Below are 22,146 nucleotides of genomic sequence, written 5' to 3'. Positions count from 1 at the left end.
GTTCATTCAATGCTGCACATCGAATTTTCTGCACCGGAGAAACTCAAACAAAATTCATCCCGTCAATTATGGATGACGTAACCAGTATCTATTAGTGTCTAATATACATTGTGTCTAAAAGCTAGTTTACCAAGTCTTTACCTTAGCTGGCATTGCTGGCTTGATTACCAAAATTTACTGGTACGATGGTGTATTATTTACAACCATAAATAGCCAGCCAGTGAATCACTACTACCCCTAATTCCCATCGACCACAGTAATAATACACAGATTAGTATTTTATTAGAAAATGACTGTGATGAATTTTAATAGCGTACATTTATCTTCCCTCAAGATGTCCACCAAAACAATTGCATCTCAACCTTTGGCTGTTGTTAATGAGCCAATTCTGTAACAATGATTAACAGTAAGCCGGAATACTGAATCTAAGCTACTCATGAGTCAGAGTTCTCAAAACAGCCATTTATCACGCAAACCTTTGCCATTCAATTGGTTATATGCCTTTTGGAAGTTTTCGCGTCCGCACACAATTATTGGCACAAGTCTCAGTGTATTGGGTTTATATTTTATTGCCCTTGCCATTAGTCACCGTGTTGATTCTCTATTTCCCATTTCTAATTCCCTATTGCCAGTTTTAGGTGCATGGATTGCTTGCTTATGTGGCAATGTTTACATTGTTGGGTTAAATCAGCTAGAAGATGTGGAGATAGATAAGATTAACAAGCCACATTTACCACTAGCATCTGGAGAGTTTTCTCGAAGAGTAGGGCAATTTATTGTCATAACTACGGGGATTTTAGCACTAGTAATTGCCTGGTTAAATGGGCCATTTTTGTTGGGAATGGTAGCTTCAAGCTTGGCAATTGGTACAGCTTATTCTTTACCACCAATTCGCTTAAAACAGTTTCCATTTTGGGCAGCACTCTGCATTTTTTCTGTCCGGGGGACAATTGTCAATTTGGGTTTATTTTTGCATTTTAATTGGGTGTTGCAAAGTAAAGAATTAATTCCGCCAGCGGTGTGGATACTGACGATATTTATCTTAGTGTTTACCTTTGCGATCGCAATTTTTAAAGATATCCCTGATATAGAAGGCGATCGCTTGTACAACATCTCTACTTTTACAATTCAACTGGGAACTCATTCTGTATTTAACTTGGCGCTTTGGGTACTCACCCTCTGCTATTTAGGTATGATGTTGGCGGGGGTACTGCATCTCCAGTCAGTGAACTCAGCATTTTTGGTGATTACCCATTTAATATTGCTGTGTGTGATGTGGTTTCGCAGTTTAAGCGTAGACTTACAAGATAAACGAGCGATCGCGCGTTTCTATCAATTCATTTGGAAACTCTTTTTCTTAGAATATTTAATATTTCCCATCGCCTGTTTGTTGGCTTAAAATCATGCTAGACACTCTTCCAGTAAATGATATTCTTGCCACCTTGGTAGTAATTGCTAGTATTTTCTTGCTGATTTATTTTGCCTGGAAAACCTTAATCACCTCCAACTATTTTCAAAAAGGTATTAATCTTTATCAGCAAAAAGACTATGTAGGTGCAGAAGCAGAATTTCGTAAAGTTATTGCTATCAATTCTACTAATGATGTAGTTCGCTTATTTTTAGGTGATGTTTTATATCAACAAGATAAAGTTTCTGAAGCCACAGAATTATTCCAAGAAGTCATTCGTCGCAGTCCCAAAAACCCTGAAGCGTATTTGCGCCTAGCCAATGTTTTAATTCAGCAAAATCAACCAGAAGCAGCTAAAACTAATCTGCAAACAGCCCAAGCATTATTTCAAAAACGTCAACCAGAAAAAGCCCAAAAAGTTGCTCAGTTATTGGCAAAAATCAACGCCAAATCAACCTGAGATTGATTATCATTTTAAGTTGAGTCTCTATGGTACAAACACCAAATAAAACATTGACCATAGCAGAGTTTCTCGCACTACCAGAAACTCAACCAAGCTCAGAATACATCGACGGTCAAGTAATTCAAAAACCCATACCGCAAGGAAAGCATAGCACTATTCAAGGAGAAATATGTCCTAAAATTAATGCTGTTGTAAAAGTCCAAAAAATGGGTTGGGCTTTTCCCGAATTACGCTGTATATTTGGCGGAATTTCTATAGTTCCCGATGTCGCTGTATTTTCTTGGACAAGACTTCCTATTGATGAAAATGGTGATATTGCTAATACATTTACCATCGCACCCGATTGGATGATCGAAATTCTTTCCCCAGAACAAAGCCATACGAAAGTTACAAAGAAAATCTTACACGCTCTCAATCACGGCACTCAAATGGGTTGGTTAATTGACCCTGATGAGCGATTTATTGCTGTTTATCCTGCGGGAAAACAACCTTTAGCTTTTGAAGCACTTGATAGCCTTTTACCCGTACCAAATTTCTGCCAAGAGTTACAGTTGACAGTAGGTGAAATTTTTGGCTGGTTAAAGGTAAATTTGTAGTGAGAAAGTTGGGCATAATAAAAGGCTATCTATCACAATTGCAGTTTTCAAACTAGTTGATTGCGAATAGCCTGAATAAATTGCTGTACAGCATCATACTGGTCAGGTATGACAATATACTGTAGCAATATACTGGGATCTAAATTAGGAAAAAACTCACTACGCTCGACTTCTTCATACTCACCCTGTTCGCTCAGGCGGAATATTTTGATAGTATTAGATTTCCAAAACCAAACTTCTGGTACTTTTTTAGGTTTATATAACTCTTTTCTGTTAATGGTTCCACTGGTGATGATAACTTCAATTACTATGTCTGGAACTTCTTTTTTTGTGCCAATGCTATAGGATTCATCTGGTGTACCTGAAGCATAGCCTGGCTCTTCTAAAGTGTAGCCACCACGACCATAAAAACGGATACCCAACTCTCTCATATAAGCTTCTAATAAATAACCGAGAGTTCTTTCCACATATTCATGTTCTTCACCAATTGGAGACATAATTTCTAACATTCCTGATAAATAAGACAATCGGACATTGTGGTTATCCAATAGCTGGGCTTCAATTCCTTTGAATTGCTCCCAGGAAACATCTTTGAGAGTTATCAGTTTTTCTTCTGCGGACTGTTCTACAAGTGGGATACTCATATCAACACTTCCTTAAAAAACTAAATTAGAAGGGGCATACCTTAACAAAACCTTCTGTAAATAGTAAGGTTATTTCTTGACGGTTAAGGATTTCGTATTTGCCGAAGCAATTTATCTGTATATAGATTATTCTATGATCGCTAACTCATCGATAATCATCTTGCCTTCTGTGATCAAATTTTTCTGTCCGATCGCATTAATCTCAGATCATGACTAAAAAACATGGCAAAGTTTACCTCGTAGGTGCAGGGCCGGGAGATGTGGCGTACTTGACAGTCAAGGCTTATCATCTCTTGGCTGTGGCTGAGGTGTTGGTTTACGATGCTTTGGTAGATGAGCAATTATTGGAGTGTGTACCAGCGAATTGTCTGAAGTTAGATGTGGGTAAGCGTGGTGGTAAACCCAGTACACCCCAAGGGGAAATTAACAAATTATTAGTACAGCACTGTCAAGCTGGTCAACAAGTTGTCAGGTTAAAATCAGGCGACCCATTTATTTTTGGCCGCTGTACTGCCGAAATTGAAGCCTTGAAAGCTGCTGGTTGTGAGTTTGAAGTGATACCGGGAATTTCTTCGGCTTTAGCAGCGCCGTTGTTTGCGGGAATTCCGTTGACAGACCCGGTGATGAGTCGGTGTTTTGCTGTGTTGACCGCCCACGAACCAGATGCGTTGGACTGGGAGGCGCTGTCACGGTTAGAGACGCTAGTAATTTTGATGGGGGGACAAAATCTACCAGAGATTTTACATCAATTATTGCGGCGTAAGCGATCGCCCCTCACTCCCATTGCTATTATCCGTTGGGCAGGAACGCCAAATCAACAAATTTGGACTGGTCAACTCAACAATATTTTAGAAAAAACCGCAGGGTTATCACTTTCGCCAGTGGTAATTGTCATTGGTGAAGTTGTTGGACTGCGGCAGTACTTACAATCTGAGACAATAAATTCTGAAGATTCCACTACAGCAATTATTCCCAGTCGCGCCACTATGTCCAACCACCTTCCCCTCGCTGGAAAAACTATCTTAGTTACTCGTTCTGTGGGACAGTCGAGCGAATTTAGCGATCGCCTCCAGGCGGTTGGTGCTAAAGTCATTGAAATGCCCACGTTAGAAATCGGCCCGCCTTCTAGTTGGACAGATTTAGATCGTGCGATCGCTAGTTTATCGGACTTCGACTGGTTAATTCTCACTTCAACCAACGGTATTGAATACTTTTTTGCCAGATTAAAAGCATTGGGTCAAGATTCTCGCGCTTTGGCTAATGTGAAAATTGCAGTTGTTGGGGAAAAAACCGCCCAATGTCTCAGACAACAAGCCCTAAAACCAGATTTTATTCCCCCTAACTTTGTTGCAGATTCTTTAGTAGAAAACTTTCCCGAAGCTTTGTTAGGTAAAAAGATTTTATTCCCCAGGGTCGAAACTGGTGGTCGAGAAATTTTAGTCAAAGAATTAACAGCCAAGGGCGCAGAAGTCGTTGAAGTTGCAGCATATCAATCTTGCTGTCCCAGTAGTATCCCAGAATCAGCCAAATTAGCTTTACAAAATCATCAAGTAGATATTATTACCTTTGCGAGTTCTAAAACTGTACAATTTTTCTGTCAAATTATAGACAACACATTTGCTAATAACTCTGTTGTCAATTTACATGATGTTTGCATTGCTTCCATTGGCCCTCAAACTTCTAAAACTTGTCATGCTTTATTCGGACGGGTAGATGTTGAGGCTGAAGAATATACCTTAGATGGGCTAACTCAAGCCTTGGTGAAAAAGTATGAAGTGTGAAGTATGAAGTCCAGGGGAAGAATATACTACTACTCAGCACTTTTAACTATTGACCAATGACCAAACGCATCATCGGCTTAACTGGAGGAATTGCTACCGGTAAAACCACCGTTGCTAATTATTTAGCTAGTGCTTATCACCTGCCGATTTTTGATGCGGATATTTATGCTAGGGATGCAGTTTCTATTGGTTCACCTATTTTACAGGCGATCGCTCAACGTTACGGTGAACAAATATTACTTCCTAATGGTAATCTCAACCGTCAGCAACTAGGGGAAATTATCTTTCAAAATCAACAAGAACGCCAATGGGTTGAAGAGTTGATTCACCCTTATGTCAAAAACTGTTTTCTGCAAGCAATTACTACATCTACTACGGAAACTCTGGTGTTAGTTATTCCACTGTTGTTTGAAGCACAGATGACACATTTAGTTACAGAAATTTGGGTAGTAAGTTGTTCGGAAGCAGAACAGTTGCAAAGATTAATCCAGAGAAATCATCTTCATCCAGAACAAGCACAAGTACGAATTACCAGCCAATTACCTTTGGGAGAAAAAATAGATCTTGCAGATGTTGTTTTAGATAACTCTTCTACCCTAGAATCACTGCTACTTCAGGTAGATGTTGCTTTAAACAAGGCTAAAGTTGTTTAGGCATAAATGTATACAAGAATTCATATAAATTACACTCCAATGTAATTGGAAATTTTTATATTCATCAATAATTTAAAGTCAGGTAAACAAGACTTATCCCTTAATAATTCTACATTATTACTTTAGTAAATTTACTGTGGACACTACGGTTTATACTCCTGTACTTTATGTAGTAAATGCGTAGTTTAGGAGTTGAAAACAGGAAAGTCAATAGTTTAAGAATAATATGCTTGGCATCATCAGCAACACAGATAGAATCTTGAGATAAAAATTAAACAATCAAAATTCAGAATTAGGTCTACAAAAAACTTGGATCAATTCTGAATATCGCTTATAAAATTATTGTTGGGTATAGGGGTAAAGAGAGTTTTACGATTTTTGCACAGATGCCCGAAGCATAACTAATTAACTGTAAATGATATTATTGCTCTGTTTTATAGAAACAACCTTGACAAAATATTAAATTTGTATCAAAAAAGCCATGAATTTAAGTTTCAATTTTTTTAATTGGTTGCCGCTATTAATTATTTCCACAAATGAGCCTGCCCAAAAGTACAAAACACATGACTACAGTCAATTTGTTAAAGGCAGAGATTACGTATTTGAGTCGATAAATCAAGGTCTAGAAGGACAAATGACAGGGGTAGGCAAAGGCATTAAGCCTTGTGATTATATTATTTTGCGGCGTGGTGTTGAATTAACTCGATATCAAGTTGAAGAAATAGATTATTATGCCGATCCGCCAGATATGTGGATGGCTTTACTCAAAAAAGTGATAGATAATTCGTAATTGATAACTCGTAGTTGCTAATTACAAATTACAAATTACGAATTACAAATTACCTAGGGTCGGCGTAAATAAACAGACCATCTGGAATTGCGAAAAGGCTTGTGATATCACTATTATTTCCTTTTGCCTTTTGACTTTTGCCTTTTGCTTTGTTGTACTAGGTTTCTCCACCGACAACTACATCTCTAATTCGCAGACTGGGGCCACCGCAACCTACAGGTAAACCATTTTGTCCACCTTTACCGCAACCACCAGACTCATCCCAGTAGAAGTCATCACCAATTGCTTCAATATCAGCCAGGGTTTGAAAAACATTACCCGAAAGTGTCACATCTTTAACGGGTTCAGCAATTTTACCGTTTCTAATCATCCATGCTTCCCCGGCGCTAAAGGTAAACATTTCGCCATTAGTCATCCCGCCTAGCCAGTTACGAGCATAAACGCCTTCTTTGATACCTGTAAATAAATCTGCAACTGGGGTTTTTCCCGGTTCTATCCAGGTATTGGTCATGCGGACAATGGGGCTAAAGTGATAATTGAGACAACGGGCGTTACCAGTGGGGGCTTCGTCTAATTTACCTGCGGTTTCACGAGAATGTAACCGACCAACTAAAATTCCATCTTGGATGAGTTGGGTGGTAGTAGCGGGTGTCCCTTCATCATCATAAAAATAACTTCCGCGATGTCCTTCTGGGGCTGCACCATCAAAAATTTGCAGTTCTTTTGGCCCAAACCGCCGCCCGATGGTCATTACTTCTAGTAAGTCGGGATTTTCGTAAGCCATATCTGCTTCAGAAAGATGGCCAAAAGCTTCATGAACAAATAAACCTGTGAGGATTGGGTCAATAACTACGGTGTAGGTATTACCTTTAACTGATGGGAGAGATAAAGCCGCAACCGCCCTTTGAGCCGAACTTTTTACTTGTTCATCTAAATTAACTAAATCTTCGTAGGCTTTGCGAGAACCAGTAGTTTCCCTTCCAGTTTGGACAGTTTCGCCATTTCTTGCAGTCGCTGCAAAGCGCATTTCCATATCTACCCAAGATTGCTCAATCAGTGTACCTTCGGAGGTGGCAATAATGATTCTTTGGGCGCTGTCACCGTAACGGACAGAAGTTGTAGTAATTTGGGGGTCAACACTTTTTAATAGTTGAGTATAGCGATCGCACAATTCTTTTTTCTGCGATAAGCTAACTTTACGCGGATCTGTACCTGTTAGCGGTAGTTGACAGATGGCTTGCACTGGATCAATAGGAGCTAGTAAAGTTTCTTCATCACCCACCATCAAAGCAGCTGCGATCGCTTCTTCAATCCGTTCTTTAATAGTAGAAAGCTGGTTAAAACTGCTTAAACCCCAGCCACCTTTATAACAAGCACGAATATGTCCACCAATAGAAATACCTTCACTCAGGGTTTCTACCTTGTCGCCACGCAACAAGATATCAGTCCCTTCTGCTTCCTCTAGGCGAATCATCAAATAATCTACACGGGATGAGTAGCGGGAGATGAGGTCAGAAACTAAATTTTGCGCGTCTGCAAGTGTAGTTGGCATTTGTTGGTAGTCACCACAACGAACTACATTTATTGTGCAGTATATCGTAGAGTATATGTGACAGGTGACAGATGTAATGAGTGAATGCTTTGTATTAGCTGAATAATAACTGAAATTTTAAACCATCATTTTAATATTAGAAACAATGCGATTGCGCCCTGCCTCTTTTGCTTGGTAAAGTGCCTTATCTGCATCCACAATTAAATCTAGAGGCGAAGATTCCCACGTAGGAATAACAGTTGCTACTCCTAAGCTCAAACTAACATACTGACTAATTAAAGACCCGTCATGAATAATTTGTAAGTCTCTGACTTCAGATTGTATTAAATGGGCAATATGAACAGCCCCAGCCGCATGAGTATTTGGCATAATAACTGCGAATTCTTCTCCACCATAACGGGCTACTAAATCTTGATATTTTTGAACTGTAGAGTGTAACGCATTACCTACTTTCTGTAAACAAATATCTCCTACAGGATGGCCATATTTGTCGTTATAAAATTTAAAAAAGTCAATGTCACAGAGAATCAAAGATAAAGGAGACTCTTGTTGAGCTAAATTAATCCACTGAGTATTGAGGTAGTCATCAAAACAACGACGATTAGCCAAACCAGTTAAACTATCTACGTTCGCTAATTCCTGTAAAGCCTGATTGGCCGCCTCTAGTTGTTTGTAAACTTGGGCTTGTTTGAGTAATTGTCGCAACTGTCGACGTAATACTGTTAGTTGAATCGGCTTGCTAATAAAATTGATTACACCGACATCAAAAGCACGATTAATAGAATATTCATCATCTAAATTTGTAATCATCAAAATTGGAGTATGTTTCCAAAGTTTGGAAATTAAAATATCATGTATCTCCAAGTCATTGTTAAACGTTGTTAGCGCTGATTTCAACTTATTTTTGTTAATTTGCAATAGCTGTTGACAACATGTAAAACCATCCATCACAGGCATGATAGCATCTAGTAAAATGATATCTGGCTTAACAGTTTCATAAGCATCTAAACATTGCTTACCATTAGAAACTTCAACCACCTGATAGCCTTCATTTTCCATAATTCGTCGCAATGTCACTCGGATGACTGGATCATCATCAGCTACTAGAATGACTGGAGATTTTTGTGTCAGAGAAAGTGAACTTATACCTTTCATGAGCCGTGTTCTACAAGTTGTGCCTGGATAGTATTGCTATGTGAACAGTAAATAACGTTAACGATGCTTAAATTATTTCCAAAATTGGGAAAAGACTTTATGTCTATTCTTCTACCTAATTTCATATCCAGGGATGACGGGAGTGGAATTTTTGTCTACCATTTCTACTTACCTCGCAGTATAATTTAACGCTGTAAAGCTAGTATGCCCAAGAAGCGGCTTAATTGTCACACCCAGCTACAATCAGTAAATTGATGTAAAGTCGAGGAATTGAGAGCCTATCTCAAAAACAGGATGTTTAGAAGCAATTATAATATTTTTGTATAATCTATTACACTTAAGATTGTTAGGACGAAGCAAAAATTCTCATATCCAAGACGCATATTTTGAAGATATTGGTCAAAGCCTGACTCAATAGTGGTTCTCAAATGTGCAAATTAAGCCAGAAATCACTACATACTATCCCTTGTATATTGTCCTCACAAGTTCCTCAAATTTCTGTTCTAACTTCAAGTTAGAAACAGCAAAGTCTAGAAGAAAGACAGGCTAGTACAAAAAGGCGGAAGTTTGAAATGAATCAATGTTTTATTTTCGCCGATATGTACTAGAACACCAATTCAGTAATTCTGAAAGAACCTCTCCCTCTAACCCTCTCTGCATCGGAGACGGGTATTGAGCTACCCCCTTTCCTACTAGGAAAGGGGGCTGGGGGTTAGGTTTTTGATTAGTGAATCGATGCTCTAGGAACTAGTATTTTTACTCAGCACTTTCTTTTAACTCAGGGGAATGCAGAACGATGAACAAGAGAACCTTTGCAACCATAGATGGTAATGAGGCTGTCGCCCAAGTTGTCTATCGACTAAATGAAGTCATAGCAATTTATCCCATTACGCCTTCTTCGCCGATGGCTGAATGGGCGGATGCTTGGGCGAGTGAAAATAAACCCAATATTTGGGGAACTGTACCAACAGTAGTGCAGATGCAGAGTGAAGGCGGCGTGGCTGGTGCTGTACATGGGGCGTTGCAAACGGGTTCTCTGACAACCACATTCACCGCATCCCAGGGATTATTGTTGATGATCCCGAATATGTACAAAATAGCGGGAGAACTCACACCTACAGTATTTCATATTGCGGCGCGATCGCTCGCCGCCCAAGGTCTATCAATTTTTGGCGACCATAGTGATGTTATGGCAACCCGTGGTACTGGTTTTGCTATGTTATGCGCCGCCTCTGTGCAAGAAGCCCATGACTTTGCTTTAATTTCTACTAGAGCAAGTTTAGAATCACGCATCCCTTTTTTACATTTCTTTGATGGTTTTCGTACTTCCCACGAAGTTAATAAATTAGAACTGTTAAATGAGGATGATTTACGCGCCTTCATCCCCAATGAATTAGTTTTTGCCCATCGTTCCCGCGCCCTGACTCCCGATAAACCAGTGTTACGGGGTACAGCGCAAAACCCTGATGTTTATTTTCAAGCTAGGGAAACAGTTAATTCTTATTATGATGCTTGTCCAGAAATCACCCAAAAAGTGATGGATGAGTTCGCCCAAATGACAGAGCGACAATACCAATTATTTGAATATTATGGCGACTCCACCGCCGAAAGAATCATCGTTATTATGGGTTCTGGTTGCGAAGCCGTCCAAGAAACCGTAGATTATCTCAATGCCCGTGGTGAAAAAGTCGGCGTAGTTAAAGTACGACTGTATCGTCCCTTTGATAGTCAAAGATTTATCGCTGCATTACCCGCCACTACTCGCAGCATAGCAGTTTTAGACCGAACTAAAGAACCCGGCGCATCCGGTGAACCATTATATTTAGATGTTGTTACAGCTTTGCATGAAGTTTGGGGTGCAGGGGAGGAATTACCTCAAGTAGTGGGGGGAAGATATGGTTTATCTTCCAAAGAATTCACACCAGCGATGATAAAAGCTGTGTTTGATAATTTGGCAGAGACTAAACCCAAAAATCATTTCACCATCGGGATTAACGATGATGTCACTCACACCAGCTTAGATTATGACCCAGAATTTTACATCGAACCTGATAATATAGTCCGCGCAATTTTCTATGGTTTAGGTTCCGATGGAACTGTGGGTGCAAATAAAAACTCCATCAAAATTATTGGCGAGGAAACCGATAATTACGCCCAAGGTTATTTTGTCTATGACTCAAAAAAATCTGGTTCGGTGACGGTTTCTCATCTGCGTTTCGGTTCTCAACCTATTCACTCTACTTATTTAATTAGCCAAGCCAACTTTGTCGCCTGTCACCAATGGGGATTTTTAGAACAGTTTGATATGTTGGCGCATATTATCCCTGGTGGTACTTTCTTATTAAATAGTCCTTATAGCTTAGAGGATGTTTGGCAGAAATTACCGAGATTAGTACAAACACAAATTATCGAGAAACAACTCAAATTTTATGTAATTAACGCTTATAAAGTTGCCCGTGAAGCGGGGATGGGTGGCAGAATTAATACGGTAATGCAAGTATGCTTTTTTGCATTGTCTGGTGTGTTGCCACGAGAAGAAGCGATCGCTCATATTAAGCAATCAATTATTAAATCCTACGGTAAAAAAGGCAACGAAATCGTGCAAATGAACCTCAACGCCGTAGACCGCACCTTAGATAATCTCCACGAAATCCAAGTTCCTACAAGTGTAGATAGTCACATTGAACTACGCCAGCCTGTACCTGATACAGCACCAGCTTTTGTGCGAGAAGTTTTGGGGAAAATGATTGCTAAATGTGGTGATGATTTACCTGTGAGTGCGTTACCTGTGGATGGGACTTATCCCACTGGAACAGCAAAATGGGAAAAACGCAACATTACCCAAGAAATTCCTGTATGGGACACGGATGTCTGCGTGCAGTGTGGCAAATGTGTAATGGTATGTCCCCATAGCGTTATCCGCAGCAAGGTTTACGAACCGCAGCAACTAGAAAATGCACCGCCAACTTTTAAGAGTACCAATGCTAAAGACCATGATTGGCACGGTTTGAAATATACCATCCAAGTAGCAGCAGAAGATTGTACAGGTTGCGGTATTTGTGTTGATGTATGTCCGGCGAAGAATAAAACCGAAACGCGCAAAAAAGCCATCAATATGGAACCTCAGCGTCCATTGCGGGAAGCTGAACGGCAAAATTGGGAGTTCTTTTTGAATCTTCCCAACCCTGATAGACGCAACTTGAAGCTAAATCATATCAACCAACAGCAAATGCAAGAACCGCTATTTGAATTTTCTGGTGCTTGCGGCGGTTGCGGGGAAACTCCCTATATTAAATTAGCAACACAGTTGTTTGGCGATCGCATGATAGTTGCTAACGCCACAGGTTGTTCTTCGATTTATGGCGGGAACTTACCCACCACACCTTGGACACAAAACGCCGCAGGACGCGGCCCCGCTTGGTCTAACAGTTTATTTGAAGATAACGCCGAATTTGGTTTAGGTTTTCGCATTTCTATTGATAAACAAGCCCAATTCGCCACCGAATTGCTGACTTTACTCGCACCAGTAGTAGGCGAAGAACTTGCAAATAGTATTCTCAACGCGGTACAGAAAGATGAAGCTGATATTTGCGAACAACGCGATCGCATTGCTATTCTCAAGCAAAAGCTAGAAACACTTAATCATCCCCACGCCAAGCAACTGCTGAGTATTGCCGACTACCTCGTAAAAAAGAGTGTCTGGATTATTGGCGGTGATGGTTGGGCTTATGACATCGGCTTTGGAGGAATAGATCACGTTTTAGCCAGTGGTCAAAATGTGAATATTTTAGTTCTCGATACCGAAGTGTATTCCAACACGGGCGGGCAAATGTCTAAATCTACACCCAAAGCAGCCGTCGCCAAATTTGCTGCTGGTGGTAAACCTTCTGCGAAAAAAGACTTAGGTTTAATCGCCATGACATACGGTAATGTCTACGTTGCGAGTGTAGCGATGGGTGCAAGAGATGAACATACACTCAAAGCATTTTTAGAAGCTGAGGCTTATTCTGGGCCATCGTTGATTATCGCCTACAGTCATTGCATTGCCCACGGTATTGACTTGAGTACAGCTATGCAAAATCAAAAAGCCGCCGTAGATTCAGGCCGATGGCTACTGTATCGCTATAACCCCGAACTCCGCAACCTGGGCGAAAATCCCTTACAACTTGATTCGCGTACACCAAAACTACCGCTAGAACAATCAATGTATCTCGAAAACCGCTTCAAAATGTTGACCAAAATTAACCCAGAAGCAGCCAAACAATTACTCCAAGAAGCACAAGCCGATGTAAATACCAGATGGCAAACCTATCAATACTTAGCAGCAGAAAAGTATGAAGTGTGAAGTCTGAAGTCTGAAAGTTCGTTCATCTTTTAACCTTTTGCCTTTTGCCTTTTGCCTTTTGCCTTTTGCCTTTTGCCTTCTGCCTTCTGCCTCCTGCCTTCTGCCCCCTGCCTTCTTACTCAGCTATCTAGGAATAAAGTGATATGGATCTAACTACAACATACATGGGGATGAAATTGCGATCGCCTCTTGTCCCCTCATCATCGCCATTAACTGAAGAGATTGATAATCTTCAACGGATGGAAGATGCTGGCGCGGGTGCAGTAGTTATGCACTCACTGTTTGAAGAACAGTTAAGTATGGAAAGCTATGAACTGCATCATCACTTAACTTATGGCACAGAAAGCTTTGCTGAATCTTTGACTTATTTTCCCGAACCAGATAGATTTCGCATCGGCCCAGAAGAATATTTAGAACTAATTCGCCACGCCAAGGAAAGGGTAGATATCCCCATTATTGCCAGCTTGAATGGTTCTTCATTGAGTGGATGGACTGACTACGCCAGACTTGTAGAACAAGCAGGTGCATCAGCACTAGAATTAAATACTTATTACGTTCAAACTGACACAAAAGTAACAGCCGAAGAAATAGAGCAAGGTTATGCAAACATGGTGCATAAAGTCAAATCTTCTGTAAATATTCCTATTGCAGTCAAATTGAGTCCATATTTTACCAATATGGCAAATATGGCCAAGCGTATAGATCAGGCTGGGGCTGATGCTTTGGTGTTGTTCAACCGATTTTATCAACCAGATATCAACCTCGAAACCTTAGAAGTACAACCAAATGTACTGTTAAGCACTCCCCAAGATATTCGCTTACCTCTGCGCTGGATTGCTATTCTCTACGATCGCATCAATGCTGACTTAGCCGCAACTAGTGGGATTCATAACGCCCTTGATGTCTTAAAAATGCTGATGGTTGGGGCAAATATTACCATGTTGTGTTCTGTACTGCTGCGTCAAGGCATTAATCACATCCGCTGTATTGAAGAAGAAATGCGCGAATGGATGGAAAAACACGAATATGAATCCGTCCAGCAATTGCAAGGAAGTATGAGCCAGAAAAATTGTCCTAATCCTAACGCCTTTGAACGCGCTCAATATATGAAGGCTTTGCAGACTTACAAACCAGAATGGGGGCGAATTTATGAGCCGTCTTATTATCACGGATGAGATGAAGTATGAAATTTCATTCTTCTGCCCCCTGCCTTCTGCCTTTTGACCAATGACCAATGACCATTGACTATGAAAAAACGTATTGGTATTTTGACTAGTGGCGGCGACTGTCCGGGGTTGAACTGTGTAATTCGTGCGGTTGTGAGCCATGCCACACTCACATACAATTGGGAAGTTGTTGGTATTCCTTATGCTACACAAGGTTTATTAGAGCGACAAGCGATCGCACTCAGTGTTCACGGTTGGGATTTACGCGGTATCGATCCCCTGCTGAATATGGGTGGTACTATCCTCGGCACAATCAATAAAGGCGATACCCTAGCCCGTGCTAGTGAGATGATTGCTAGTTATGCAGAATTAAAATTAGATGCCTTGATTGCCATTGGTGGTGATGGCAGTATGAACATCATCCATCAACTAGCTACTCTGGGCAATTGGAATTTAATCACCATCCCCAAAACCATAGATAATGACGTTGCTTTAACAGAAAGAGCGATCGGATTTGATTCGGCTGTGAATACAATTGTCGATGCTCTCAATCGTCTCACATTTACCGCCGCCAGCCACGATCGCGTGATGATTGTCGAAGTTATGGGGCGCACAGCTGGACATTTGGCTTTATACGCAGGTATCGCAGGCGGCGCAGATGTAATTTTAATCCCGGAATTAACATACACAATTCCTGATTTATGTCAACATCTTGACGAACTGCGAAATATTTGGCGACGAAAATTTGCCATTGTGGTGGTTGCGGAAGGCATTTCTCCAATGACAGCAGATTTTGGTAATAGTTGTAGTTTAGACGTAAATGGTAAATACCCATCATTAAAATGTGGGATGGGACAATATATTGCTGACCAAATTACGCAATGTACTAGCCATCAAGTTGATACGCGAGTTTCGGTTTTAGGTCACATTCAGCGAGGTGGAATTCCTTCGGCTTTAGACAGATTAACAGCTACAGTCTTTGGCAAAGCTGCTGTCGATTTAATCGCGCAAGAAAAATATGACCAGATGGTAGCTTGGCAAAATGGTCAAGTTGTCGCTGTTCCCATTGCAGATGTAGTGGCTAAAAGTCCCTCACCCGTAGACCCTGGCGGTTATTTGGTGCAAAGCGCTCGCGCTTTAGGCACTTATGTGGGTGAATAATCACTAAGTGCTGAGTATCAATCAGGCAAATATTTAGCTCCTACCACTTTGCCATCTTGGAAATAAACAGTCACTATTTCCGCATTGTAATCACCATTGTTTGGGTCAAGAATGTAATTTAAATTCTGGTCAGGTATAGCGACAAAGCCTTTTTCTTGAGGGTCACGATTTTCCCAGACACCATCATTATGTTCATCATTTAATGCCCATTCCGGTTGCGGAAATCTTCCCCCTTGGGGAAAACGCTGGTTAAATAAGCTTTGAACCTCCTGAATTGTCATCCCATTTTTAGCGTCGAGATAAAACTTTGTGAAAGGTTTTACAGGATTGAGAGTCAAAAAATGTAGAGTTAATAGACTAATATTGAAACCAATGAACAGCCACAATTCTTGTTTACGCCGAGATTTTAAGTATATTGGCAAGAGTAAGATTAGGGCTAAAACAGCCATAAATAAGTAAAATTGCCAGAACAAGGAAGCAGCAAATTCATATTCTAGGAAGAGTCCTAGTAGAAATAATACTATTAAAAAAATAACTTCGACAATGAGTTCAATCCATTTAACGTGACGCTTAATATATTTCATTTCACTGTATCTGGCGTGTTCTTTTTCAGAAAGAAAATCCCACTATAACCTGAGTTATACGGCGATCGCAGAACTAGACACTTCTCTACCATGACACAGTGAACTATTGAGAATCCTTATATGTTTAGACCAAGAATTATGTCAAAAAACTAAATGTTTGTGTTGGTAAGTTCCAACTACCAAATACACCATTTCCCAAGGGTAAACCATCAGGGTGGAATCGGAGAGCATATCCTGGTGCGTTGGGGTTTTCTACCACAGCTAGGGAAGATTTACCTTGGCCTGTCCAGTAGATTTTGCCGTCAGGTGCTAACCTCGGCCCAGAATAGCCAGTTACATCACCAATAGCTAGGGTATCAATTTCGGTTTCTATCTCGGTGACTAAATCCATTTGATGTGGAGTCGCATTCCAACCTTCTAAGGTATGTTTACTCCACTGGCCAAACTCCCAATCACCTTTAGCGTAATACAACTTTGTACTGTCAGGTGAGAAGGCGCAGGAATAACCAGCGGAACCACGAATTAAAAAATCACTGTGGCTGATTTTACCTGTAGTCCGGTCAATTTTGGCGATCGCAATTCCTAATCCGGCTACACCCAAGGCGACTTTGTTCCAATTGGGGCTGAAAATAATTGAACCTTTATGAACTCTTTTACCAACTAAGGGGTTCAGCCGATTTTCTGGAAACACAATTGATGAGGAAACATATTTGCTATTGATACCACTTTTATCTACTAAGTAAGCCCTGATCTCGGTTCTGCCGTTGAAAATCAATAACCAGAAAGCCTTACCATTACTATGCGGCGCAACACCAAGGGCTTCTCCTGGGTTATCGAGTTTCCCTGTGAGTTTTCGGTTCAAAAGAATAACTGAGCCGTTGATACCTTTAGATAAATCTGCAATAGAGTAGAATATCGCCTGGTTGTTGTTGGTAAAGATGTAAAATCTGTCAGGATTACCATCAGGAGTCGGTACAATTGTCACTGCTTGTGTTGCTGACCAACTTTTTGCACCCCAAACGCCATCTTCTAAAATTTGATGAGTTTGCCCGTTGAAGATTAGTTGACCATCGCTATATAACCGAAGTCTACCTGTTATGGGATCAGTATAGCTGGCAGTTGCTTCAAATCCTGAACTATATCCAGCTTTTGGCAGAATTTTCGGGCGATCGCCACCAAACTCAATTAAGACTTTTTTTCCAACGCCTGTGTACCAAAATCTATCTGGGACAGCAAGCTTTGTAATAGATAGTACATTCATGGTAAGTTTTGTTGAGCATTAATTTTGTAATTTAGTTGTCAAAACTACTTGAGATAGCACTTGCTAACGTTTATGTTTGCAATTGTTTGAAACTAAATCTGAGTATCGTATTTATATTTGGTTACAAAATTTACAAGTATTTATTATCAGCCCTTGATAGCTCATAAAATCTGGATTTTAGCAACTTACTTAGTATACATATATGAGTACTTGATTTATCTTTGATTAAAGCATAATAGTATCCCAACCAGTTAAGAGCTTGATTTTTGCTACATCAGTATTAAACTTAACATACGATATTGTGTTTTTTTGTAAATCTCTATACAAAATTTTTATTTGAATTTCCTAATGTTTAGTACTTGTATTCTTTTAATGGAAAATCTGTATTTATTAATCGATCTCAAGTCATAAGCTAATAGGATGACTTGTGACAAATACAGATCTAAATATATCTATCGATATGTATAGAGAAGTTCATACTTTAGATAGAGGCTCAAGCTGTGAAGCGAATTGTTTTTTGTGATTTTGATGGCACAATCACAGTTGAAGAAACCTTTGTGGCGGTGCTAAAAAAGTTTGCACCAGAAGTTGCTGCACAATTACTACCAGAAATGTATGCACAGCGCGTAACACTAAGAGAGGGAGTCAAGAAAATTTTAGAATCAATTCCCTCTGCACAGTATGGAGAAATTTTAGAATATACCCGATCGCAACTCATCCGTCCAGGCTTTAGCGAACTGCTAGATTTTCTGGATTTTCAAGGTGTCCCTTTGGTGGTGGTGTCTGGCGGATTACGGGGAATGGTAGAAGTTGTTTTAGGTGAGATAGTCCCAAGAGTAGCAGCGATTCACGCCGTTGATCTAGATAGTAGTGGTGCTTACTTCAAGGTGAATTCTGATTATGAAGGTGGTACAGAATTAGTCGCCAAAGTGCAAGTGATGGCTGAATATCCCGCTGATGAGACAATTGCCATTGGGGACTCCCTCACAGACTTAAATATAGGCTTACAAGCTTCTATTGTATTTGCCCGCGATCGCCTGGCGCACTATTTAGACCAACACAAAAAGCCCTATATTCTCTGGAATAATTTCTCAGATATTCAGGCGTATCTACAGCAATTTTGGAAATGACTTCACCTCCTATCCAAGCAACAATAGCCAAACTAAAAGGTTTAGTATCTGCTGCAACAAATATTAGATGTTACCCTCTTTTAGGGGGTAACAGCTTAAAAGTTTATCTACGCATATTAACACCCGCAACAGAATTAGCTCTTTGTTCTAATCTCTCTGGGTTTGTTACTTCCAAATACTTTGCTGTCATCTCCGGTGTCAGGAGTTCCAACATCAAACGGTTTTCCAGCCAAAATTCCACCACATCAAAAGCACCATCACGGCTACAAGGAAGCACTCGCCAGCCTTCCCGTGCGCCAATGCGTTCGATTTCCTCTATGTTGAGGGGAACAGAAATTGCTGCATGAACTGATGTGTAATTTGCGGGATGTTCATTCAGCTGAAATCCGGCTTGTCCTTCCCATCTATCGGGAATAAGCTCACTACCCAATGGATAAAACTCAATTCCTGTGCCAAATTCATCTCCTACAAGCAGCATATATCCACCAGGATTAGGTGAAAATGGCATTACTTTACCGTGCATAATTTCTGCCATTACATTAGCTACGTGCTGAGGATTTTTTACAGAAATAGAAATGTGGTGGAGCATAGTTACCTCTTAAAACATGATGAAAATATCAAGCTATGAGAACGTTTATATTTTGATCTATAGCTTGTTTTACAAGATTGAACTCTATCTTGAGATATTCAATTAGTCAGAGAATTATATTGACCTTTCACTAGATGTGAAAAATTATTAACGCAACCAGCTACAGTCTTGGTTAACTTCAAGCTGCATCGTGAGACTTTCCCGACAATTAAGAGAATAAGAAACAAATCTTTAACTAGTAAAAATTATTTGAAGATTTATAAATTAGTAAAGGTGCGATCGCCATAACGAAACGCACCCTACAGTATCGAATTTATATTAAATTAACCCAAGATAAATCCGCTTCTCAGAGAAAGTTATTTAATGATGCTGGCTTACCAACGGTGTCTAATCCACTCATAAATCTTGAGATACTCTGCTCCCGGAATGTTCCATGAGTAGTCATATTTCATTCCCTGAATCGCTAGTTGCTGGAACTCATCAGGAGATTCATACCACAAATCAATTGCTCGATTCATCGCAGACTCAAGCGCATAATTATCTGTGTCATAAAATACGTAACCATTACGTTTTTCCGGTGGTAAATTTTGGTCGTAATCTCGATCAAATACCGTATTTACTAACCCACCAACACCACGAACAATGGGTACTGTGCCGTATTTTAAACCAATCATCTGGGTTAAACCGCAGGGTTCGTAATTGCTGGGAACAACAATCATATCCGCCCCTGCATAAATGAGGTGAGATAATTCCTCATTAAAGCCCAATTCTAAATGCACATCGGGGTTATTATTTAAAAATTCTTTTTCGTGGTGGAAATGAGTATTAATTGCGGCTTCTGTAGCTGAACCAAGTAAGACAAACTGTGCGCCTTTACTGAGTGCATGATAAATAGCATGATGTACTAAATGCACACCTTTTTGATTATCTAACCGACCGATATAAGCAACGATTGGTTTATCCGCAGCGTCCAGCAAGAGTCGCTCTCGCAAAGCTTTTTTGTTATATATTTTTTGTTCAAAATCTTCGTAGCTATAGTTCGTGGGGATGTATCGGTCAATTTCAGGATTCCAAAAATCGTAATCGATACCGTTAAGCACCCCAGTGAATTTATCTTGGTGTAAATGCAGTGTATGTCCTAAACCACAACCAACTTCGGTATAACGAGCTTCCTCAGCATGGTTTGGCGACACTGTAGTGACTGCATTGGCGTAAACGATACCCCCTTTCATGTAGTTCAACGCAAAAGGGTTGAAGTTGTCGCGTAGCTTATCGTATTGGAAATAATAAGCCTCTCGATTTAAACCTGTAGCTGCAAGCGTTTCTCCACCACCTATTCCCTGATGCTTAAAGTTGTGGATGGTGTAGCAAGTCCGCTGATATTCCATCCCATTGTATTTGTAAATCTCAGCCAGCAATACGGGAATTAAGCCTGTTTGCCAGTCATGACAATGGATAATATCAGGTCGCTTGTTGCTTTGATTTAAGAATTCTAAAGCGGCTTTGCTGAAAAAGGCAAAGCGCATATTGTCATCATCACAACCGTAATAACAGCCGCGATTAAAGAAATTATCTTCAGAGTGGGGTTGAATAAAGAAGCACAGCCTTCCATGCACCCATCCGCAGTATACAGAACAGTGAATTGCTGCACCGTACCAGGGTACCCACAAGTCTTTGTAAGCATCATGCAGACCCCAAATATGGTCGTAGCGCATACAATCATACATGGGCAAAATGATTTCAACGCAATTTCCCCTGCCCTCTAATTCTCTACTCAGTCCGTAGACAACATCCCCTAAACCGCCTGCTTTAATTACAGGAGCGCATTCCGAGGCAATCTGTACTATGTACATTCCTAGTCCTCGCTATACAAAACTTTATAATCACTATACTGTTCAGTATATGCAATATGTACTCATTGACAAGTACGTAAGCCAATGTTAATCACCAAAGCTTAATACAAGTGGGAGATAGTCGGGGTGTTCCATCTGCTGCAAGACTTATACTGAGGAGATTTGAGGGGTATTTAGTTTAGTAAAGTTTATGTTCCAAACAATCAAATAAGTTTAATTATATGTATATACTATGTATATACGTAGTTAATTCCCAGATTGCTTAAAGTTGTTTTATACCAATTCTCTAAATCCAGACTATCGATAATTCTCCCCCTGCTCCCTGCCCCTCTGCTGCCTATGTGTAGCAATATTTTGGGGAATTAGTATTACTCATTTTAGTGGTGTCTTATGATTGCAACTATTACAAAGTGGGGAAACAGTCTTGCTATTCGTATTCCCCAAAATTTAGCTAAAGAAATTCAAATAGCTGAAGGTTCTGAAGTGGAAATTGCCGTGGTAGATGGAAATTTAGTAGTGAAACCCAAAATTCGCAAGCGATACTCACTTGAAGAATTGGTACAAGAAATCACTCCAGATAATCTCCATACTGAAGTTGATACTGGAATCAATGTAGGAAATGAAGTTTGGTAACACAAGTGAATCCTTACGTTCCTAATCGGGGAGATATTGTTTATTTAGACTTTGAACCCACAAGAGGACATGAGCAAAAAGGTGTGAGGCCGGATTTTGTGATTTCTCCCTATACTTATAATGAGAAAACTTCCTTAGCATTATTGATGCCTATCACCAAGCAACAAAAGGGCTATCCTTTGGAGGTAATTATCCCATCAGGGTTCAAGACTTACGGAGTTATTCTTGTAGATCAAATTAAGTGTTTAGACTGGAAAGCTCGTAATGTTAAGTTTGTTGAGTCTTTACCAGAGACAGTGATTGAAGAAGTGCAAGCCAAGATTGCAGCGTTGTTATTGTAGTGAATGATATTCAAGTTTGATAACAGCACATTAGCAAGACT

19 protein-coding genes are annotated in these 22,146 nt (G+C 40.1%); 12 read left to right on the top strand and 7 right to left on the bottom strand.

Features of this window, described 5'->3' with window-relative positions:
* The first annotated feature begins 436 nt into the window (after positions 1–436).
* The 3 genes from AC504W_RS24755 to AC504W_RS24745 are packed head-to-tail and all read left to right on the top strand — an operon-like array spanning position 437 to position 2,467.
* A complete protein-coding gene (locus AC504W_RS24755) occupies positions 437–1,399 on the top strand; it encodes a homogentisate phytyltransferase (protein WP_494874892.1) in 963 nt (320 codons plus the stop codon).
* A gap of 4 nt (positions 1,400–1,403) precedes the next feature.
* The gene (locus AC504W_RS24750) at positions 1,404–1,868 is read left to right on the top strand and encodes a tetratricopeptide repeat protein (RefSeq protein ID WP_494874891.1); all 465 of its coding nucleotides are present in this window, start codon (positions 1,404–1,406) and stop codon (positions 1,866–1,868) included.
* A 29-nt stretch (positions 1,869–1,897) separates the two neighbouring features.
* Positions 1,898–2,467, top strand: coding sequence for a Uma2 family endonuclease (locus AC504W_RS24745; protein ID WP_494874890.1), 570 nt, complete (start codon positions 1,898–1,900; stop codon positions 2,465–2,467).
* A 47-nt stretch (positions 2,468–2,514) separates the two neighbouring features.
* On the opposite strand, the gene AC504W_RS24740 is transcribed toward AC504W_RS24745, so the two are convergent.
* Positions 2,515–3,111, bottom strand: a complete 597-nt coding sequence (locus AC504W_RS24740) for a Uma2 family endonuclease (RefSeq protein ID WP_494874889.1) — start codon at positions 3,109–3,111, stop codon at positions 2,515–2,517.
* Between the two features lie 209 nt (positions 3,112–3,320).
* Here AC504W_RS24740 and cobA point away from each other — a divergent pair, with 209 nt between their 5' ends.
* From cobA to AC504W_RS24725, 3 genes are all read left to right on the top strand, one after another.
* Positions 3,321–4,892, top strand: coding sequence for a uroporphyrinogen-III C-methyltransferase (gene cobA, locus AC504W_RS24735; RefSeq protein ID WP_494874888.1), 1,572 nt, complete (start codon positions 3,321–3,323; stop codon positions 4,890–4,892).
* Between the two features lie 56 nt (positions 4,893–4,948).
* A complete protein-coding gene (gene coaE, locus AC504W_RS24730; RefSeq protein WP_494874887.1) occupies positions 4,949–5,545 on the top strand; it encodes a dephospho-CoA kinase in 597 nt (198 codons plus the stop codon).
* A 481-nt stretch (positions 5,546–6,026) separates the two neighbouring features.
* The gene (locus tag AC504W_RS24725) at positions 6,027–6,335 is read left to right on the top strand and encodes a hypothetical protein (RefSeq protein WP_494874886.1); all 309 of its coding nucleotides are present in this window, start codon (positions 6,027–6,029) and stop codon (positions 6,333–6,335) included.
* Between the two features lie 157 nt (positions 6,336–6,492).
* Here the strand turns inward: AC504W_RS24725 and AC504W_RS24720 are convergent, their stop codons facing one another.
* Together AC504W_RS24720 and AC504W_RS24715 are read right to left on the bottom strand one after the other, a co-directional pair.
* Positions 6,493–7,887 (bottom strand): TldD/PmbA family protein, encoded by a 1,395-nt coding sequence (locus tag AC504W_RS24720; protein ID WP_494874885.1) that lies wholly within the window; start codon positions 7,885–7,887, stop codon positions 6,493–6,495.
* Between the two features lie 117 nt (positions 7,888–8,004).
* Complete coding sequence (locus AC504W_RS24715) at positions 8,005–9,042, bottom strand: GGDEF domain-containing response regulator (protein ID WP_494874884.1); 1,038 nt, start codon at positions 9,040–9,042, stop codon at positions 8,005–8,007.
* A 796-nt stretch (positions 9,043–9,838) separates the two neighbouring features.
* Between AC504W_RS24715 and nifJ the strand changes: the two genes are divergently transcribed.
* The 3 genes from nifJ (at position 9,839) to AC504W_RS24700 (ending at position 15,714) form a co-directional block, all read left to right on the top strand.
* Positions 9,839–13,387, top strand: coding sequence for a pyruvate:ferredoxin (flavodoxin) oxidoreductase (gene nifJ, locus AC504W_RS24710; protein ID WP_494874883.1), 3,549 nt, complete (start codon positions 9,839–9,841; stop codon positions 13,385–13,387).
* Between the two features lie 143 nt (positions 13,388–13,530).
* Positions 13,531–14,562, top strand: a complete 1,032-nt coding sequence (locus AC504W_RS24705; RefSeq protein WP_494874882.1) for a dihydroorotate dehydrogenase-like protein — start codon at positions 13,531–13,533, stop codon at positions 14,560–14,562.
* A gap of 72 nt (positions 14,563–14,634) precedes the next feature.
* Positions 14,635–15,714 (top strand): ATP-dependent 6-phosphofructokinase, encoded by a 1,080-nt coding sequence (locus tag AC504W_RS24700; protein WP_494874881.1) that lies wholly within the window; start codon positions 14,635–14,637, stop codon positions 15,712–15,714.
* A gap of 17 nt (positions 15,715–15,731) precedes the next feature.
* On the opposite strand, the gene AC504W_RS24695 is transcribed toward AC504W_RS24700, so the two are convergent.
* A complete protein-coding gene (locus AC504W_RS24695; protein ID WP_494874880.1) occupies positions 15,732–16,298 on the bottom strand; it encodes a hypothetical protein in 567 nt (188 codons plus the stop codon).
* 136 nt (positions 16,299–16,434) lie between these two features.
* Positions 16,435–17,559, bottom strand: coding sequence for a hypothetical protein (locus tag AC504W_RS24690; RefSeq protein WP_494874879.1), 1,125 nt, complete (start codon positions 17,557–17,559; stop codon positions 16,435–16,437).
* 500 nt (positions 17,560–18,059) lie between these two features.
* Here AC504W_RS24690 and AC504W_RS24685 point away from each other — a divergent pair, with 500 nt between their 5' ends.
* Positions 18,060–18,689 carry an HAD-IB family phosphatase gene (locus AC504W_RS24685; protein ID WP_494874878.1) on the top strand — a complete coding sequence of 210 codons (630 nt, stop codon included), beginning with the start codon at positions 18,060–18,062 and terminating at the stop codon, positions 18,687–18,689.
* A gap of 103 nt (positions 18,690–18,792) precedes the next feature.
* Here AC504W_RS24685 and AC504W_RS24680 read toward each other — a convergent pair whose 3' ends face one another.
* Together AC504W_RS24680 and glgA are read right to left on the bottom strand one after the other, a co-directional pair.
* Positions 18,793–19,278, bottom strand: coding sequence for a hypothetical protein (locus AC504W_RS24680; RefSeq protein WP_494874877.1), 486 nt, complete (start codon positions 19,276–19,278; stop codon positions 18,793–18,795).
* Positions 19,279–19,652: 374 nt separating this feature from the next.
* Complete coding sequence (gene glgA / locus AC504W_RS24675) at positions 19,653–21,131, bottom strand: glycogen synthase GlgA (protein WP_494874876.1); 1,479 nt, start codon at positions 21,129–21,131, stop codon at positions 19,653–19,655.
* A gap of 390 nt (positions 21,132–21,521) precedes the next feature.
* Here glgA and AC504W_RS24670 point away from each other — a divergent pair, with 390 nt between their 5' ends.
* Positions 21,522–21,764 carry an AbrB/MazE/SpoVT family DNA-binding domain-containing protein gene (locus AC504W_RS24670; protein ID WP_494874875.1) on the top strand — a complete coding sequence of 81 codons (243 nt, stop codon included), beginning with the start codon at positions 21,522–21,524 and terminating at the stop codon, positions 21,762–21,764.
* Entirely contained in the window at positions 21,758–22,105 is a 348-nt protein-coding gene (gene mazF / locus AC504W_RS24665) for an endoribonuclease MazF (RefSeq protein WP_494874874.1), read from the top strand. Before AC504W_RS24670 ends, mazF begins: the two co-directional genes overlap by 7 nt.
* Positions 22,106–22,146: the final 41 nt, after the last annotated feature.

The sequence above is a fragment of the Nostoc sp. C96 genome, assembly GCF_059384975.1.
Note: the sequence above shows the minus strand (reverse complement) of the source record. Positions and strands in the feature narration are given on the sequence as shown.